The sequence below is a fragment of the Pseudomonas sp. 13159349 genome (genome assembly GCF_013305685.1).
Classification (GTDB): domain Bacteria; phylum Pseudomonadota; class Gammaproteobacteria; order Pseudomonadales; family Pseudomonadaceae; genus Aquipseudomonas; species Aquipseudomonas asiatica.
Genome location: NZ_CP045553.1, coordinates 5,905,683 through 5,922,282, shown reverse-complemented (window position 1 = coordinate 5,922,282; position 16,600 = coordinate 5,905,683). Strand labels below are relative to the sequence as shown.

The window sequence follows — 16,600 nt, the reverse complement described above, 5'->3', positions numbered from 1 at the left end:
ATGGCCACCGACGGCGAACTACTCGATGTCATCGTGATTGGCGGCGGGCAGTCCGCGCTTACGGTGGCCTATTTCCTCAAGCGGGCCAAGTTGTCATTCCTGCTGCTCGACGCCGAAGAGGCCGCGGGTGGGGCATGGCGCCATGGCTGGGACTCGCTGACGCTGTTCTCTCCCTCCGCATGGAGTTCGATTGCGGGCTGGCCGATGCCACCAGTCGCCGAAGGTAATCCAAATAGGGATCACGTGGTCAGCTATCTGGAGCAGTACGAGGCGCGATACGGGTTCCCTATCGTTCGACCCGTTAGCGTCGCGGCTGTGGAGCGGACCGGGCGTGGGCTTCGTGTACGCTCGAAGGACCGCGACTGGGAAGCTCGTGCCGTCATCAGCGCAACGGGGACCTGGAGCAACCCCTATGTTCCGGCCTATCCGGAGATAGAGCTGTTCCAGGGACAGCAGATTCACTCCGCCCATTACCAGTCACCGGAGGCTTTCCAAGGAAAGCGCGTGCTGGTCGTTGGTGGTGGCAACTCGGGGGCGCAAATCTATGCGGAGCTGTCCGAGGTCGCCGACGCAACGTGGGTAACCTCGGAGGAGCCGGCGTTTCTGCCTGATGACGTCGATGGCCGGGTGCTGTTCGAACGGGCTACCGAGCGCCTCAAGGCTCAACAGGAGGGCCGTGTTATCAACGCACCGGTCGGCGGGCTTGGCGATATAGTCATGGTGCCCCCGGTGGTCCGGGCCCGCGAGCGAGGAGCCCTGCGGTCTGTAAGGCCTTTTGTCTCATTCACGCCTGACGGGGTCGTCTGGCCCAATGGTGAGAAAACCCAGGTCGATGCGGTGATCTGGTGTACCGGTTTCCGGCCGGCTCTGGATCACTTGCGGGACTTGGACGTGCTGGATGACAGCGGTAAGGTCGAGGTTGACGGGTCGCGCTCTATTCGCGAGCCGCGCCTCTGGCTGGTCGGATATGGCGACTGGACCGGCCTGGCCTCGGCGACGCTGATCGGCGTCACCCGTACCGCGCGCAGCACCGTCAACGAAGTAGTCGAATACCTGAACAACTTGGAGCAGCCGGATGCGTAGCGGGATCGAGATTCGTGTCGCTAGACCAGAGGATGCAGAAGAGATCCAGGCTATCTACGCGCCCATCGTGCTCAACACGGCCATTTCATTCGAAGAGGCAGTGCCGAGCATGGAGCAGATGCAGGAGCGGATCACCACGACGCTGCAAACCTACCCGTATCTGGTGGCGGTGCAGGAGAAACGGGTAGTCGGCTATGCCTACGCCAGTCAGCACCGGGCGCGCGCAGCGTATCGCTGGGCGGTGGATGTGACGGTGTATGTCGCCGAGGGCCAGCGCCGCAGGGGGGGTGGTCGGCAGCTCTATGACGTGCTGCTGCCAGTTCTGAAGCGTCTGGGATATCGCTCAGCGTATGCCGGTATTGCGCTGCCCAATGAAGGAAGTGTTGGGCTGCACGAGCGACTGGGTTTCCAGCATATCGGGACATTTCCCCAGGTCGGGTTCAAGCTCGATGCCTGGCATGACGTGGGCTACTGGAGGTTTGATCTGGGTAGTGACGGCCTTCGTCCAGAAGATCCCGCGCGCTTTCAAGCAATCCGCTGAAAAGGTAGATCGTGGTTGCGGTGCGAAACGCTGGTACGACGTGGGTTGCTGGCGCTACGGGGACACATGTGAATCTTAGGGCGTTAGATCACAAGGGGGCACGGAATGCAGGTAACCCGAGTTAGGGGGTGGTATTACTCGATTGCTCCGAGCTGTATCAGTTTGACTTCCTTCTCAGCCCGGCGTATCCCACCCAACTTGCTCCACAGGACTGTTGGAGATTGGCCGAAGACCAGCGACATGCCTTTCAGCGTAATTGGTTTTTTCCCCTTCAGAATCGGCCCCCTTCCAGTGGCTGCTTTTCTAGTTTCGTGCTTATCTTGGTGGCCATCAAGGTAGTGGCTAGGTCGAGTTGTTTCGGGTGCTCGGAGTTGACGGTCATGATCGACCGTGGCGGGGAAGCTAAGCATCAGCGCAGCACAGATGGCCGGCCCTGCTTCTATAGGTGAGGTTCAAGGAGACGTTGGTCAGTGAAGATTCGAAGACTGAGCATCAAGAGCTTTCGAGGTATCAGCCAGCTGGAGTGGAATCTACCGATGGGGCACACCTTCTGCCTGATCGGCAAAGGTGATTCGGCTAAGTCGACGATTCTGGATGCGATACGCTATGTGTTCTACCCCCAGTGGAACCTTTCGCTCAACGACTCTGACTTCCATAGGGGCAACATCGAGGAGCCCATCGTCATCGAGGCGACAATTGGCGACCTGGTCGATGATTTCTGCTCGTTCAAGAAGTACGGCCAGTACCTGAGAGGGTGGGACAAAGATACGCTCACGATCATCGATGAGCCTGACGATCACCTGGAAAGCGTCCTCACCGTCAGGCTCACCGTTGGGAAGGACCTTGAGCCTCAATGGGTCGTGACCTGCGATCGAACCCCGGAAGGTGTTCAGTTCAAGCAGGCTGACCGTAACAAGGTCAGTGTGGGCTTGATCGGAGCTTTCAGCGAGCGGCAACTTTCCTGGGCCACCGGTACAGCCTTGTCGAAGTTGACTGAAACACAGAGCCTGAACGAACTGTTGGCAGATGCTTCCAGAAATGCTCGATCGTCACTGGATGCTAACCGGACAGAGATGTTGACTAATTTCGATGCTGCAGCATTGAAGTCGCAACAGATTGCCAAGCTCCTAGGGGTACCGGTTACCGACGCATACAAGGCGCACCTGGATCTGAACTCCATCAATCTGAGGGTGGGCGGGCTAGTTTTGCATGACGGCGATATTCCGCTGCGGCAGTTGGGGCTTGGATCTAGGCGCATGCTGTTGTGCGGGATCCAGAAAGTCGGGCTTGAGGAAGGCCACATCACTCTTTTCGACGAAGTGGAGTTTGGTTTGGAGCCTCACAGGATCACTCGGCTGATCAAACACATCAGAGAGGATGACCAAGGCCAGTATTTCCTGACGACCCACTCACCGACGGTTCTCCGCGAGTTGACCGTGGAGGAGCTTTACGTTGTTCATCGTGCAGATGGGGTGGTACAGGTCACCCCCGTAGCGGGTAAAGGTCTTGAAGAGCATGGGTTGCAAGGGAAGGTGCGCTCAAGCTCCGATGCTTTCCTGGCTAAAAAGGTGGTCGTATGTGAAGGCGCGACAGAGGTCGGCTTCCTCCGAGGGTTTGATGACTATCAGGTCGACAGCTCAAAGGATCCGCTGTCCTTCCATGGTGTGGCGTTGCTGGACGTAGGCGGAGGTTCGAAAGTGAAGGCATTTGCCAAGGCCTTCAACGCACTTCACTACCACGTTGCCGCATTTGCCGATGCTGACGCTGACGACCAGTTTTCCCAGGCTGATGCAGATGAACTTACTGCGTTGGAAATTCCGGTTTTCATGTGGAGCGACAAGCTCTCGCTAGAACAACGGGCCTTCCGCGATTTGCCGTGGGGTGATGTTGTTGTGAGCGTCCAGCTTGCGCGAGACAGCTTCGGTTACTCCGTTCGTGACCAAGTCGTGTCCAAATTTGGCAGTGCGCTCGACAGCGATCTCGGCACCTGGAAAGACAGCCCTGAATTGAGGAGGGCGATTGGCGATACGGCCAAGAAATCTAACTGGTTCAAGGACATCACTCGCGGTGATCTCTGGTTCAAGGCCATCAGGCCTGCCTTCAAGGATGAGGCATTCGCGAAGACGAACCTTGCCATCCAGCTCAATCAACTGTGGGCGTGGATCGAGCATGTCTGAAGAGTTGGCCATCAAGCTGAACGGTTGTGTTGGCAAAGGGTATGTCATTGCCCCTGCTGGCTACGGGAAGACGCAGCTCATTGCGTTGGCAGTGCGTGCATCTACCGGTAGACAACTCGTCTTGACTCACACCTTTGCAGGCGTGAACTCGATCAAAACGAAAATGACTGCGTTGGGCGTGCCGTCCTCTATGTACCAGGTTGACACGATCGCGAGCTGGTCACTGCGTTTGTGCTTGGCGTACCCGAAGACCTCGGGGTGGGTTACAGATAACCCGACTGATGAGCAGTGGAATCAGCTATACGTGAGTTGCTCCGCCCTCCTGGGTAAGTCGTTCATTCGCCGTACCGTCGCTAGCACCTACGCAGGTGTTTATGTCGACGAGTACCAGGATTGCTCAGACCTTCAGCACTCACTTGTTTGCGCCTTGGCTGAATTTCTGCCCTGCCGAGTGCTCGGTGATCCGATGCAGGCCATTTTTGATTTCGACGGCTCCAAGCCCGTGGACTGGGAGGCGAGTATTTACCCCACCTTCGAATGTTTGGGTGAGCTGAATATCCCTTGGCGCTGGGCTGACAATCCGCAGCTTGGCGATTGGCTCAAAGACGTACGCAACAGGATCCAGGGCGGACAAAAGATTGATTTGCTAGGCAATCGGCCACCTTGTGTAGTCCGACATCGGACCGATCCCGAATTGTTGGAGGCCAAGCAATTTTCATCGCTCTATGGATTGCTGGGTCACAACGAAAGCGTTATCGCGTTGCACGGTGGGGACCAGCAATCGAAGAACAAGACACACTCGCTGGCCCGGCGGATGGCTGGAAAATTTTCTTCAATAGAAGAAATCGAGGGTAAAGGTCTTCACTCGTTTCTCAAGCAGCTGCATGGGGCGAAAACCACTCAGAAAGGCTTTCTCTTGGCAGTTGAGTTTGCGAAGAAGTGTTTCACTGGAGTAGGTGATGTGCTGACGGCCGGCACTAAACGTGGCGAGGTTACAGGCTTGCGGAAAACCACTAAGCATCCAGCCCTCTTAGCGGCAGCGAATGCTTACCTGGAAGATTCCACCAGCTCGCATCTGATGAGTTTTTTCCTGGAGCTGAAGGCCAATCCTGACACAGGAGCCTACCGGCGCGATCTTTTAAACCGGCTGCTTCAAATTCTGAAGCTGCATGGTGAAAGCCAAGGGATGACGCTTATTGAGGCGGGGAAGATCTATCAACGTGACATGCGGCATTCGGGTCGTCCTGTGCGGCACAAAAAACTTATCGGAACCACCCTGCTGGTTAAGGGGCTGGAGTTCGACCATGCGGTCATCCTGGACGCGGATTCTCTTGATGCGAAAGACCTGTACGTCGCAATGACGCGGGGTACCAAGTCCCTCACGATAATCGGGTCCAGTAGACATCTGCCCGTGAGATAGCTAAGTCCGCTGTTACGCTGAGCGGGCATGAATGTTAAGCACCAAGCTGACTCGCTGCTGTTGATCCTTGTCGAGTCGTATGGCAGCGCCTGAGTTTTTCAAAGTACGCTGATGGAAAGCAACGATATATGTAGGATGCTGCACACCTGGCTATTGGTTGCACCCCAGCCGTCTAGGACCCGCCCATCAACTGGCGGCTTTCCCGCTGCGAGGTCTGGAAGCACCCGCACGCCGCGTCGTTTGTGGCTGCGACAGTTTTAATTCTCTGAAGAGTCGGTCATAAATGGCATTTGGGGCAGCTGCGACAGTTTTGAGTTTCCTCAAGCCGGGGCTGCAGACCGCGGATTTTATGCCCCCGCTGCGACAGTTTTAATTCTCAAAAATCAGCAGCCCATCGCGACACAAGGCCGCTCCTACAGGAAATTGCGTTCTCCTGTAGGAGCGGCCTTGTGTCGCGATGGGCTGCAAAGCAGCCCCCGGCTATCTCACATCAAATCTGCATCGCCATCCCGTCCACATTCATCGCTGCCTGGCGCAAGGCCTCGGAGCGGGTCGGGTGGGGGTGGCAGGTGAGGGCGATGTCTTCCGCCGAGGCCGAGAACTCCATGGCCACGCAGAACTCACCAATCATCTCGCTGACACTTGGGCCTACCAGGTGCACACCCAGCACTTCGTCGGTCTCGGCATCGGCGATGACCTTGGCGAAGCCTTCGGTCTCGTGGTTGATCTTGGCCCGGCTGTTGGCCGTGAACGGGAACTTGCCGACTTTATAGGCACGCCCTTCGGCCTTGAGCTGCTCTTCGGTCTTGCCCACGGTGGCCAACTCGGGGCGGGTGTAGATCACGCCAGGGATAAGGTTGTAGTTGACCTCGTGGGGCTTGCCGGCGATGCGTTCGATGCAGGCCACCGCTTCGTCTTCGGCTTTGTGCGCCAGCATCGGGCCGGAGGTGACGTCGCCAATCACCCAGATACCCGGCACGGAAGTGCGGTGGTGGTCATTGCCGAGCATGCCGCGCTTGTCGGTTTCCAGGCCCACGCTTTCCAGGTTCAGCCCTTTGGTATAGGGGCGGCGACCGATGGCGACCAGTAAATAGTCAGCCTGCAGCGTTTCTGCGGTGCCACCAGCTGCTGGCTCTAGGGTCAGGTTCACGCCATCGGCGCTGGCGTTCGCCTGGGTCACCTTGCTACCCAGCTTGAACACCATGCCTTGTTTGGCCAAGGCCTTCTGCAGGGTCTTGGCGGTTTCTTCGTCGGTGCCCGGACAGATGCGGTCGAGGTATTCGATGACCGTGACCTGGCTGCCCAGGCGGCGCCATACCGAACCCAACTCGAGGCCGATCACGCCAGCTCCGATGACGACCAAATGTTTGGGCACCTGTGGCAGCGACAGCGCGCCGGTCGAGTCGATGATGCGCTGGTTGTCGATGGTCACGCCCGGCAGGGCCGTAGGTTCGGAGCCGGTGGCAATGACGATATCTTTGGCCCGCAGTGCGGTTTCGCTGCCATCCTCAGCCTTGACCACGACCTTGCCGACGCCATCCAGGCGACCCCAGCCCTTGATCCAGTCGACTTTGTTCTTGCGGAACAGGTACTCGATGCCCTTGGTCAGGCCGGTCACGCTCTCGTCCTTCTGTTTCATCATCTGGGCGAGGTTGAGGGTAGGTTTGACTTCGATACCGAGGTGGGCGAACTCGTCACCACTGGCAGCTTCGTACAGCTCGGAAGCATGCAACAGTGCCTTGGAGGGCATGCAGCCCACGTTCAGGCAGGTGCCGCCCAAGGTCGAGCGGCCTTCCACGCAGGCTACGCTCAGGCCCAGTTGGCCGGCGCGGATGGCTGCGTTGTAGCCGCCAGGGCCACCGCCGATGATCACCACGTCATAGGATTTCATGGGTTCAACTCCAGGATGAAGAAGCGCAAGAGGGGCACAAGGTTAAGCTGAGATGCAAGAATTGTATACAATCCGCGGTGTGCATAAGACTAGTTGGTTCTAGACCATGGTCTCGTTTAGAGGAAACATCCCACGAATGAACTACTCTGATCCGGCGACGTTCGAAATATCAGGCGTCGTGGCCAAATACGGACAGGAGGGTCGTTCATGCTTGCGCAACTTCCACCGGCACTGCAGAGCCTGCATCTGCCGCTGCGGCTGAAACTGTGGGACGGTAACCAGTTCGATCTGGGGCCTAGCCCGCAGGTCACTATCCTGGTCAAGGAGCCACAGCTGATCAGCCAGTTGAGCCACCCGAGCATGGACCAACTGGGCACGGCATTCGTCGAAGGCAAGCTGGAGCTTGAAGGCGATATTGGTGAAGCCATCCGCGTATGCGATGAGCTGAGCGAAGCGCTAATGACCGACGAAGACGACACCCCACCGCAGCGTCAGGCCCACGACAAGAGCACCGACGCCGAAGCGATTTCCTACCATTACGATGTTTCAAACGCGTTCTACCAGCTATGGCTGGATCAGGACATGGCCTACTCGTGCGCCTACTTCCGTGAGCCGGACAACACGCTGGATCAGGCACAGCAGGACAAATTCGATCATCTGTGCCGCAAGCTACGCCTGGAAGCGGGTGATTACCTGCTCGACGTTGGCTGCGGCTGGGGTGGGCTGGCGCGTTTCGCTGCTCGCGAATATGGCGCCAAGGTGTTTGGTATCACCTTGAGCAAGGAGCAGCTCAAGCTCGGTCGCGAGCGGGTGAAGGCAGAGGGGTTGGCCGACAAGGTCGACCTGCAGATTCTCGACTACCGCGACCTGCCTCAGGACGGCCGCTTCGACAAGGTTGTCAGCGTTGGCATGTTCGAGCATGTCGGGCATGCCAACTTGGCGCTGTATAGCCAGAAGCTGTTCGGTGCCGTGAGGGAAGGGGGCCTGGTGATGAATCACGGTATTACCGCCAAGCATGTGGATGGTCGCCCGGTCGGGCGTGGCGCTGGCGAGTTCATCGATCGCTACGTGTTCCCCCATGGCGAGCTGCCGCACCTGTCGATGATCAGTGCCAGCATCTGTGAAGCGGGATTGGAGGTAGTAGACGTGGAGAGCCTGCGTTTGCACTACGCCAAGACCTTGCACCACTGGAGCGAGAACCTGGAGAACCAGCTGCACAAGGCGGCGGCGCTGGTGCCCGAGAAGACCTTGCGCATCTGGCGCCTGTACCTGGCCGGGTGTGCCTATGCCTTCCAGAAGGGCTGGATCAACCTGCATCAGATCCTGGCCGTGAAGCCGTACGCCGATGGGCACCATGACCTGCCTTGGACGCGTGAAGACCTGTATCGCTGAATTGCAACAAAGCACGCAAGCGCGACACCATACCCTGTGGAGCGGGTTTACCCGCGAATGCGTCGGTACAGCCACTGACGTCTTCGCGGGTAAACCCGCTCCCACAAGGTCCGCGATACCCTGCAACGGGCGCAGGCGCATCAGAGAATCGGCGAAATCAGCCGAGCAATCCGCATCCCCAGTTGCTGCAGCCGATGAGTATCGCGGCTGTCCTCCGCAGTAATTTCCCGTGCCTGTTCAAAGTCATTGTTCAGCATGTTCTCGACCTGGTCAGCGAAGCCGCGATCGACTGTCAACAGGGTGATTTCGAAGTTCAGGCGGAACGAGCGGTTGTCCAGGTTGGCACTGCCTATAGCGCTGACATCGTCATCCACCAGCACCACCTTCTGATGCAGGAAACCCGGTTGGTAGCGGAACATGCGTACACCCGCACGTACCGCTTCGAAGGCGAAAAGGCTGGAGGCGGCATAGACGATGCGATGGTCTGGGCGTGACGGAATCAGCACTCGCACATCGACCCCACGCAGTACCGCCAAACGCAACGCGGCGAACACCGCCTCGTCGGGGATGAAGTACGGGCTGGTGATCCACACGCGCCGGGTGGCTGAATGGATCGCCTCAAGGAAGAACAGCGAGCAGGTTTCCTGTGGATCGGCCGGGCCGCTGGCCAAGGCTTGGCACAGCACGCCGTTGTCAGGGTAGGCGTCCGGCAGAATCAGCGGCGGTAGTTGGCGCGTGGCCCAGTACCAGTCCTCGGCGAACGACTCCTGCAGGCAGGCTAGCACCGGCCCGCTGATCTGCACGTGGGTGTCGCGCCAAGGTGAAAGCTGCGGGTGGCCACCGAGGTACTCATCGCCCACGTTGTGCCCGCCGATGAAACCGAGCAAGCCATCCACCACCACGATTTTGCGGTGGTTACGGAAATTAACCTGGAAGCGGTTGAACCAGCCCCGACGGGTTGCGAAGGCATGAATCTGTACACCACCGTCGCGCATCAACTGGCTGTAGCTTGCCGGCAAGGCATGGCTGCCGACACGGTCATACAGCACGAACACCCGCACCCCCTCGGCGGCTTTGCGCAGCAGCAGTTGCTGCAATGCTTTGCCAAGGTTGTCGTCATGGATGATGAAGAACTGCACCAACACCACGTCGCGGGCTTTTTCGATGGCGGCAAATATTGCATCGAATGTTGCCTTGCCATCGATCAGCAGCTTCACCTCGTTATTGGCAAGGCAGGGCATCCGCCCGAGTTTGGGCATGGCGCGCAAGGCCGCATAGCTTTCCGACTCGCGGGCGGTAAGGGCTTCTTCTACCCAAGGCCGCCAGTTGAGGTTGGCCATGGCCACATGCATTTCCTGGTTGGCCTGGCGCCGAGCCTTGATGTAGGCATAGAACGAGCGCGCACCGAAGATCAGGTAAGGGATCAGGGTGAGGTAGGGGATGAAGAACAACGGCATGGCCCAGGCGATTGCGCCCTGGGCAGTGCGCACGGTGAACAGTGCGTGTAATGCGGCGACAATACCCAGCAAATGAACCAGGCCGAGTAGGTAACCGAAGAAGTAGGGGCTGTGGTAGTCCATATGCATCCTGCTTGCCGAGTACACTTGAGTAACAGAACACGTTCCCGGTCCGCCTTGCAACCTGCAGGTGGATTTGGCGTCTAAGGCACAGACCGGCCCGCTTGGCCGGCTTTTTCCAGGAGCGTTCGTCCATGAAGATTCATCTGCCACTGTTGGCGTTGGCCCTAGGTGTGAGCAGCCCGCTGGTGCATGCTCAGATGCTACAGCCAGGTTTGTGGGAGCTGACCACCAGCAACATGCAGGTCGATGGCAAGCCGTTACCCGATATGGAGTTCATGCTCGGCCAGTTGAAGAACCTGCCGCCAGAGCAGCGCGCGATGATGGAAGGGGTGCTGGCCAAGCAGGGAGTGACTGTTGGGGGTAAGGGGGTGCGCTCGTGCCTGACGCCAGAACAGGTGGCAACCAACGATATCCCCCTGCAGGACCCGAAGTCAGGTTGTACACAAAAGATAACCGACCGCACCGGCAATGTATGGAAGTTCCAGTTCAGCTGCCCCAAAGCGCAGGGCAGTGGCCAGGCGACTTTCCTCAGTGACCGGGAATTCACCACCCAGGTCAACGGTACATTCAACGCTTCGGGTGTACAGCAGCAAGGCAGCATGAACACCCGTGCCGTGTGGTTGGGTAATGACTGCGGCTCGGTCAAGCCGCGCAGCTGACATCCCATTGCCACTGGCTGGTCGCGACAGCATCGTGGGCATGCAGGCTTTCTGCATGTTCCACGCGTAGCTTGAAGGCCGTGCTCCATTCCATTTGCCGTAGCGCCTTGTGCAGGCGTCGTGCGGCGTCTTCGCAGAACATCAGATTCTGGCCGTTGGCCAAGGCAAAGGCTTGTTCGTCTGCGCGCTTAACTGCGGTCTGCACCGCTGTCCCCAGGCTTGCTTCTATGCGGTCGATCAACTCGGTGATTGGCAGAACCTGCTGATTGCTGCGCAGCCTTACCTGGATTTGCGCGCTACTACGTTGGCTATGGGGCGTCGCTACGATGCCTTCGGCGCTGCCAAGCCACTGCAGCACTGCAGATTTGTCGACCTGCTCTGCACTGAAATGCGCCTGGAACTGCTGCTGAATCAGTTGCCGTGCAAGTGCAGCCGAGCATGGGCAGGTCGAGGAGTAAGGGACAGAAACGGATAGTTCCACGTGGAACATTTCATTTTCGATCCTTGCATCGACTGTGACGGCATAGCTTTTCCAACCCTGCAGCGGGCTGATCAATGCAGGCCTTTTTAGCAGATGCTCGAAGCGCAGACGCAAATAGGCTGAGGAAGAAAGGCCTTCATGGCTGCTGAGGAAGTCAGTCAGCAGCTGGTGGATGGTGAGCGGCGTCAGGGGCTGATGCTCCAACGACTCCAGGGCGAGATAAAGCCGTGACATATGGATACCGCGTGAGCTGCCGTCTACCAGGCTAACGCCGGCATCGACCGTGGCAGCTGCTGTGCGCCCCTCGAACTGCACAGGTTGGGCGATCCCGCACATACCCACCCAGTTCAAAGGTAAGGCGTATTCATGGGTTTGTGCGGCTATGTCGGGGAGCTTGAGCTGAGTCATCTACTATTCCAAACAAAAGGGAGATCAGCGGCCACCACCGATCAAGCTGCAATGCCGGGAGGGGCACCCTGGCACGTGGCGGGTTCACTTTTCCTCCCGGTGGGCACTCATTCGTCACGAACGGCTTGGCGAAATTGTATTGTTACTTTATAACATTGTGCAATGCATCGTTTCGAATGCGCTCGCCTGAAGAGGTTTCGCCATGTCCAACCGTCTCCCTGTCACCGTGCTATCCGGCTTCCTTGGCGCCGGCAAGAGCACCTTGCTCAACCATGTGCTGCGTAACCGCGACAACCTGCGAGTCGCGGTCATCGTCAATGACATGAGCGAAATCAACATCGATGCGAGCGAGGTGCAGCGCAACGTAAGCCTCAACCGTGCCGAGGAGAAGTTGGTGGAAATGAGCAATGGCTGCATCTGCTGCACGCTGCGTGAAGACCTGCTCGAGGAAGTGGCGCGGCTGGCTGAAGAAGGGCGTTTCGATTATTTGCTGATCGAGTCCACGGGGATCTCGGAGCCACTGCCTGTGGCCGAGACCTTCACCTTCCGCGACGAACAGGGCCGTAGCCTGTCCGACATGGCGCGCCTGGACACCATGGTCACTGTGGTCGATGGCCTGAACTTCCTGCGTGATTACCAGGCAGCAGACAGCCTGGCCAGCCGTGGCGAAACCCTGGGTGAGGAAGACGAGCGCTCAATCAGTGACTTGCTGATCGAGCAGATCGAGTTCGCCGATGTACTGTTGCTGAGCAAGATCGACCTGATCAGCCAGCACGAGCGCGAAGAGCTCATGGCCATTCTGCGCAGCCTCAATGCTCGGGCGCAGATCGTGCCCATGGTCATGGGCCAGGTACCGCTGGACCGCATCCTCGACACCGGCCTGTTCGACTTCGACCAGGCCGCCCAGGCACCGGGCTGGCTGCAAGAGTTGCGCGGCGAGCATGTGCCGGAAACCGAAGAGTATGGCATTGCCGCCACCACCTGGCAGGCCCGGCGCCCCTTTCATCCACAGCGCTTTTTCGACTTTATCCACAAGCCCTGGAGCAATGGCCGCCTGCTGCGTTCGAAAGGTTTTTTCTGGCTGGCCAGCAAATACCAGGAAGCTGGAAGCTGGTCGCAGGCAGGCGGCATGATGCGCCATGGCTTGGCGGGCCGCTGGTGGCGTTTCGTGCCGCGCGAGCAGTGGCCACAGGATGTGGATAACACTGCCGCGATCTTGAAGAACTGGGTTGCCGAGAGCGGTGACTGCCGCCAGGAACTGGTGTTCATCGGGCAGAATATCGACTTCGAAAAATTATCCACAGCACTCGATGCATGCCTTTTGACCGATCAGGAAATGGAATTGGGGCACATGGGCTGGTTGCGCCTGCCCGATCCGTTCGGTTCATGGCATGAGGAGGCCGCAGCATGAACCCTGCACGCAAGCCTGTGGATATTTTCCAGGTATTTGGCGAGACACCGCAGGTGCTGACCGATGTGCTGCAGGATGGCGTAAACCTGGCGGTATGGCGCCGACGTTTGCCGCCGCAACTGGAGGACTTTGCCGCGCTGGTGGTTAGCCTCGGCCAGCCCTTGGCAGACCAGCGCGTCATCGATGTGGACGAGCGGCACATGCCGGTATTCACCGAACTCTTGCGCGAAGCGGCCGACTTGCACGGCTATGAGGCATTCGTGGCAGATGTGGCCTGGCTGGTGGCGGCCTATACCTGCCTGGTGGGTGCGCAGCGGGTTGGTTTGCGCCTGCGGGTACTGACCGGCCCTATGTGCCCGCGCTTCCATGTGGATAACGTACCGCTGCGTCTGCTCACTACCTACGCAGGTCCAGGTAGCGAGTGGTTGAAAGAGGACGCGAGCCCTCGTGGCAACTTACACACAGCAATACTTCCTGTGGATAACGTTCAGTACTTGCAAGCTGGCGATGTGGCGGTGCTCAAAGGTGAAAAGTGGCAGGGCAACGGAGGCGCGGGTCTGGTGCATCGGTCGCCATCGGGGCAGCAGGGGCGCCTGCTGCTCAGCCTTGACTGGCTGGCCTGACGGCGCATAGTGAGGCATCGCCATCGCCCGAAGCCTCCCCATGCTGCAGAACATTCCCACCCACGTGATTGCCGGCCCGCTGGGGGCCGGCAAGACCACCCTGATCCGTAACCTGCTGGCCCAGCGCCCGGCCAATGAGCGCTGGGCGGTATTGATCAACGAATTCGGCCTGGTAGGCCTGGATGCGGCCTTGCTCAGCCGTGACGAAGACGGCATCGCCATCGGCGAGGTCGCAGGTGGCTGCCTGTGCTGCGTCAATGGCATGCCGTTCCAGGTGGGCCTGGGCCGACTGCTGCGCAAATCCCGCCCTGACCGGCTGTTCATAGAGCCGTCCGGACTGGGTCATCCCTTGCAGTTGCTTGCTCAGTTGCAAAAAGCCCATTGGACTGGAGTGCTGACAATACAGCCATTGCTGATGGTCGTCGACGCGCAGTCGATGGTCCGGAACGAACAGCTTCCGGAGGCTCAACAGCAGGCGTTCGATGCTGCTGAGAGCGTTGTCTTGAACAAATCAGAGGCTGTGGATGAAAACACTAAGTTGTTGATAAATAAGAAATTTAATGAAAAGAAAATATTCTGGACCGTCCAAGGTTGGCTGCCCTTGTCGGACCTTCCGGCTGTACCCCATGGCATTGTCGACAGCTCGCTTGTGGATAACAGTATTGTCGACAATCTTGTAAATCCACCGGCAGCGCTATGGGCAGACCCCGGGCAGCCGATCTGTCTTGCACAGCAGGGAGAGGGGGGTTGGAGCATCGGCTGGCGCTGGCACCCTGGCCAGCAGTTTTATCCACAGCGGCTGCAGGCGTTCTTGCGGGCTTGGCCGTGGCGGCGCGCGAAAGGGGTTATCCACAGCGTGGAGGGTTGGCAATCATTCAATGGCCTGAATGGGGACATGCCCGCCTGGCAGCCCAGCGACTGGCGCAGGGATACGCGTATCGAGCTGATTTTCGACCAGCCGCAATCGCAATCCGCGCTGCAGGCCGGGTTGAGCGAATGTCGTGTCAACTGATCAGTTGCGCCAGCGGTTGTGCTCCTGGCGCCACTGCTGCATCTCGATGACATTGTCGGTGCGCGGTGGGGTCTTGATCTCGAACGGGTAGGGCGCCAGTTCAATCTGCACGCTGTGGGCGCCGAACTGGGTCACGGTACCGGGGTGGCGCTGCTCGCCCGTGACGGTGAACTCGAAGGCGTAGACGCGCGCCAGGCGCTTGCGGCCGTTGGCGTCACGGACAAAGGCGATACGCTTGAGTGCGACCGCGTCGTCGAGCAGTTCGAGGTCGAGCTTGGCGCAATGCTGTTTGACCCGTTCCAGGGCTTTCTCGCGCAACCCGTGGTTGTGCCACAACCAGGCGCCTGCCGTGGCGACCAGCATCAGGACGAAGAGGTTTTCCAGGGTCAACATTTGCATATGCTCCAAACAGGTCGATCCAGCTTAACTGCGTCCCTGGCCTGTCGTACAGGTGGCAATCGAGTTCATACTGCGTCGCGCACAATCCCTGAAACAGCTTTGGAAACCTCCCGCATGAAACGTACTCCGCACCTGCTCGCCATCCAGTCCCACGTGGTGTTCGGCCACGCCGGCAACAGCGCCGCGGTGTTTCCCATGCAGCGTATCGGGGTCAATGTGTGGCCGCTCAATACCGTGCAGTTCTCCAATCACACACAGTATGGCCAGTGGGCAGGTGAAGTGCTTGCCCCTGCGCAAATTCCTGCGTTGGTGGAAGGCATTTCCAACATCGGCGAGCTGGGCCATTGCGACGCGGTGCTGTCCGGTTACCTGGGCAGTGCCGAACAAGGTCGGGCGATTCTGGCCGGCGTCGAGCGGATCAAGGCAGTCAACCCAAAGGCTTTGTACCTTTGCGACCCGGTCATGGGGCACCCTGAGAAGGGCTGTATCGTGCCAGCGGAAGTGAGCGAGTTCCTGCTCGATGAGGCGGCTACCAGGGCCGACATCCTGTGCCCCAACCAGCTGGAGCTGGACAGCTTCTGTGGCCGCCGAGCGCAGTCGCTGGAGGACTGCGTGAACATGGCGCGCAGCCTGTTGCAGCGCGGGCCGCAGGTGGTGCTGGTCAAGCACCTTGCTTACCCCGGGCGCGCCGAGGACCAGTTCGAGATGCTGCTGGTGACCGCCGAGCAAAGCTGGCACCTGCGCCGCCCGCTGCTGGCGTTCCCGCGGCAGCCGGTAGGGGTGGGTGACCTGACCTCAGGCCTGTTCCTGGCCCGCGTCCTACTCGGCGACAGCTGGGTGCAGGCGTTCGAATTCACCGCTGCGGCCGTACACGAAGTGCTGCTCGAAACCCAGGCCTGCTCCAGCTATGAACTGCAACTGGTGCGGGCCCAGGACCGCATTGCGCACCCAAGGGTACGCTTCGAGGCACAGCTGCTGGCGCTTTAAATCGCGTCGGTTTTCAGGTCCTGGTAGCGCTTTTCCAGCTCCTGGCGGATCTGTCGGCGCTGCTGGCCCTGCAGGAAACGGCGCTTTTCTTCACTGCTTTGCGGCTGGCGCGGCGGCACCTGCACCGGGCGACGGTTGTCGTCGACCGCGACCATGGTGAAGAAGCAGCTGTTGGAATGGCGCACCGAGCGCTCGCGGATGTTCTCGGTCACCACCTTGATGCCCACCTCCATCGAGGTGTTGCCGGTGTAGTTGACCGACGCCAGGAAGGTCACAAGTTCACCCACGTGCACCGGCTCACGGAAGATCACCTGGTCGACCGACAGGGTGACTACATAGCTGCCGGCATAGCGGCTGGCGCACGCATAGGCCACTTCGTCGAGGTACTTGAGCAGGGTGCCGCCATGTACGTTGCCAGAAAAGTTGGCCATGTCCGGGGTCATCAGGACGGTCATGCTCAGCTGGGCGTTTCCAGGTTCCATAGTGTGCTCACGGTGAGGTTGCGCTGAATCGGGCGAATGGGGGGCATTATCTGC

Annotated in this window: 15 protein-coding genes; 10 read left to right on the top strand and 5 right to left on the bottom strand. The window is 59.1% G+C overall.

Going from position 1 to position 16,600, the window contains the following annotated elements; all coding sequences use genetic code 11:
* The 4 genes from GEV38_RS27155 to GEV38_RS27140 all read left to right on the top strand — a co-directional run bounded on the left by GEV38_RS27155 (position 1) and on the right by GEV38_RS27140 (position 5,221).
* Positions 1 to 1,083 (top strand): ArsO family NAD(P)H-dependent flavin-containing monooxygenase, encoded by a 1,083-nt coding sequence (locus tag GEV38_RS27155; RefSeq protein ID WP_054572040.1) that lies wholly within the window; start codon positions 1 to 3, stop codon positions 1,081 to 1,083.
* Positions 1,076 to 1,624, top strand: a complete 549-nt coding sequence (locus tag GEV38_RS27150; protein ID WP_054572039.1) for an arsinothricin resistance N-acetyltransferase ArsN1 family B — start codon at positions 1,076 to 1,078, stop codon at positions 1,622 to 1,624. Before GEV38_RS27155 ends, GEV38_RS27150 begins: the two co-directional genes overlap by 8 nt.
* Positions 1,625 to 2,094: 470 nt before the next feature.
* Positions 2,095 to 3,801 (top strand): ATP-dependent endonuclease, encoded by a 1,707-nt coding sequence (locus GEV38_RS27145; RefSeq protein ID WP_054572038.1) that lies wholly within the window; start codon positions 2,095 to 2,097, stop codon positions 3,799 to 3,801.
* Positions 3,794 to 5,221, top strand: coding sequence for a UvrD-helicase domain-containing protein (locus tag GEV38_RS27140; protein ID WP_054572037.1), 1,428 nt, complete (start codon positions 3,794 to 3,796; stop codon positions 5,219 to 5,221). The genes GEV38_RS27145 and GEV38_RS27140 overlap by 8 nt, the downstream gene beginning before the upstream one ends.
* A gap of 490 nt (positions 5,222 to 5,711) precedes the next feature.
* Here GEV38_RS27140 and lpdA read toward each other — a convergent pair whose 3' ends face one another.
* The gene (lpdA, locus tag GEV38_RS27135) at positions 5,712 to 7,112 is read right to left on the bottom strand and encodes a dihydrolipoyl dehydrogenase (protein ID WP_054572036.1); all 1,401 of its coding nucleotides are present in this window, start codon (positions 7,110 to 7,112) and stop codon (positions 5,712 to 5,714) included.
* Between the two features lie 207 nt (positions 7,113 to 7,319).
* Between lpdA and cfaB the strand changes: the two genes are divergently transcribed.
* A complete protein-coding gene (gene cfaB / locus GEV38_RS27130) occupies positions 7,320 to 8,504 on the top strand; it encodes a C17 cyclopropane fatty acid synthase CfaB (RefSeq protein ID WP_015272376.1) in 1,185 nt (394 codons plus the stop codon).
* A gap of 140 nt (positions 8,505 to 8,644) precedes the next feature.
* On the opposite strand, the gene cls is transcribed toward cfaB, so the two are convergent.
* A complete protein-coding gene (gene cls, locus GEV38_RS27125) occupies positions 8,645 to 10,084 on the bottom strand; it encodes a cardiolipin synthase (RefSeq protein ID WP_015272375.1) in 1,440 nt (479 codons plus the stop codon).
* 131 nt (positions 10,085 to 10,215) lie between these two features.
* Between cls and GEV38_RS27120 the strand changes: the two genes are divergently transcribed.
* Entirely contained in the window at positions 10,216 to 10,743 is a 528-nt protein-coding gene (locus GEV38_RS27120; RefSeq protein WP_054572035.1) for a DUF3617 domain-containing protein, read from the top strand.
* On the opposite strand, the gene folE2 is transcribed toward GEV38_RS27120, so the two are convergent.
* Complete coding sequence (folE2, locus tag GEV38_RS27115; RefSeq protein ID WP_015272373.1) at positions 10,727 to 11,632, bottom strand: GTP cyclohydrolase FolE2; 906 nt, start codon at positions 11,630 to 11,632, stop codon at positions 10,727 to 10,729. The two genes, GEV38_RS27120 and folE2, sit on opposite strands and share 17 nt — an antisense overlap.
* Before the next feature lie 202 nt (positions 11,633 to 11,834).
* Here folE2 and zigA point away from each other — a divergent pair, with 202 nt between their 5' ends.
* Genes zigA through GEV38_RS27100 form a run of 3 tightly spaced genes read left to right on the top strand, consistent with a single transcriptional unit; the run spans position 11,835 to position 14,678 of the window.
* Positions 11,835 to 13,043 carry a zinc metallochaperone GTPase ZigA gene (zigA, locus tag GEV38_RS27110; RefSeq protein ID WP_054572034.1) on the top strand — a complete coding sequence of 403 codons (1,209 nt, stop codon included), beginning with the start codon at positions 11,835 to 11,837 and terminating at the stop codon, positions 13,041 to 13,043.
* Positions 13,040 to 13,666 carry a DUF1826 domain-containing protein gene (locus GEV38_RS27105; RefSeq protein ID WP_054572033.1) on the top strand — a complete coding sequence of 209 codons (627 nt, stop codon included), beginning with the start codon at positions 13,040 to 13,042 and terminating at the stop codon, positions 13,664 to 13,666. Before zigA ends, GEV38_RS27105 begins: the two co-directional genes overlap by 4 nt.
* A gap of 40 nt (positions 13,667 to 13,706) precedes the next feature.
* Positions 13,707 to 14,678, top strand: a complete 972-nt coding sequence (locus GEV38_RS27100) for a GTP-binding protein (RefSeq protein ID WP_054572032.1) — start codon at positions 13,707 to 13,709, stop codon at positions 14,676 to 14,678.
* On the opposite strand, the gene GEV38_RS27095 is transcribed toward GEV38_RS27100, so the two are convergent.
* A complete protein-coding gene (locus GEV38_RS27095) occupies positions 14,679 to 15,071 on the bottom strand; it encodes a DUF3301 domain-containing protein (RefSeq protein ID WP_015272369.1) in 393 nt (130 codons plus the stop codon).
* 120 nt (positions 15,072 to 15,191) lie between these two features.
* Between GEV38_RS27095 and pdxY the strand changes: the two genes are divergently transcribed.
* On the top strand, positions 15,192 to 16,064 hold the full coding sequence (gene pdxY, locus GEV38_RS27090) for a pyridoxal kinase PdxY (protein WP_013974845.1): 873 nt from the start codon (positions 15,192 to 15,194) through the stop codon (positions 16,062 to 16,064).
* Here the strand turns inward: pdxY and GEV38_RS27085 are convergent.
* Positions 16,061 to 16,546: an acyl-CoA thioesterase gene (locus GEV38_RS27085; RefSeq protein ID WP_003260046.1), complete on the bottom strand. Its 486-nt coding sequence runs from the start codon at positions 16,544 to 16,546 to the stop codon at positions 16,061 to 16,063. The genes pdxY and GEV38_RS27085 overlap by 4 nt on opposite strands.
* Positions 16,547 to 16,600 lie beyond the last annotated feature (54 nt).

Excerpts from the sequence above, each read along its gene's own strand:
- GEV38_RS27155 (WP_054572040.1), top strand. The coding sequence starts at position 1 with ATGGCCACCGACGGCGAACTACTCGATGTCATCGTGATTGGCGGCGGG.
- GEV38_RS27150 (WP_054572039.1), top strand. The coding sequence starts at position 1,076 with ATGCGTAGCGGGATCGAGATTCGTGTCGCTAGACCAGAGGATGCAGAA.
- GEV38_RS27140 (WP_054572037.1), top strand. The coding sequence starts at position 3,794 with ATGTCTGAAGAGTTGGCCATCAAGCTGAACGGTTGTGTTGGCAAAGGG.
- lpdA (WP_054572036.1), bottom strand. The coding sequence starts at position 7,112 with ATGAAATCCTATGACGTGGTGATCATCGGCGGTGGCCCTGGCGGCTAC.
- cfaB (WP_015272376.1), top strand. The coding sequence starts at position 7,320 with ATGCTTGCGCAACTTCCACCGGCACTGCAGAGCCTGCATCTGCCGCTG.
- cls (WP_015272375.1), bottom strand. The coding sequence starts at position 10,084 with ATGGACTACCACAGCCCCTACTTCTTCGGTTACCTACTCGGCCTGGTT.
- GEV38_RS27120 (WP_054572035.1), top strand. The coding sequence starts at position 10,216 with ATGAAGATTCATCTGCCACTGTTGGCGTTGGCCCTAGGTGTGAGCAGC.
- folE2 (WP_015272373.1), bottom strand. The coding sequence starts at position 11,632 with ATGACTCAGCTCAAGCTCCCCGACATAGCCGCACAAACCCATGAATAC.
- zigA (WP_054572034.1), top strand. The coding sequence starts at position 11,835 with ATGTCCAACCGTCTCCCTGTCACCGTGCTATCCGGCTTCCTTGGCGCC.
- GEV38_RS27105 (WP_054572033.1), top strand. The coding sequence starts at position 13,040 with ATGAACCCTGCACGCAAGCCTGTGGATATTTTCCAGGTATTTGGCGAG.
- GEV38_RS27100 (WP_054572032.1), top strand. The coding sequence starts at position 13,707 with ATGCTGCAGAACATTCCCACCCACGTGATTGCCGGCCCGCTGGGGGCC.
- GEV38_RS27095 (WP_015272369.1), bottom strand. The coding sequence starts at position 15,071 with ATGTTGACCCTGGAAAACCTCTTCGTCCTGATGCTGGTCGCCACGGCA.
- pdxY (WP_013974845.1), top strand. The coding sequence starts at position 15,192 with ATGAAACGTACTCCGCACCTGCTCGCCATCCAGTCCCACGTGGTGTTC.
- GEV38_RS27085 (WP_003260046.1), bottom strand. The coding sequence starts at position 16,546 with ATGGAACCTGGAAACGCCCAGCTGAGCATGACCGTCCTGATGACCCCG.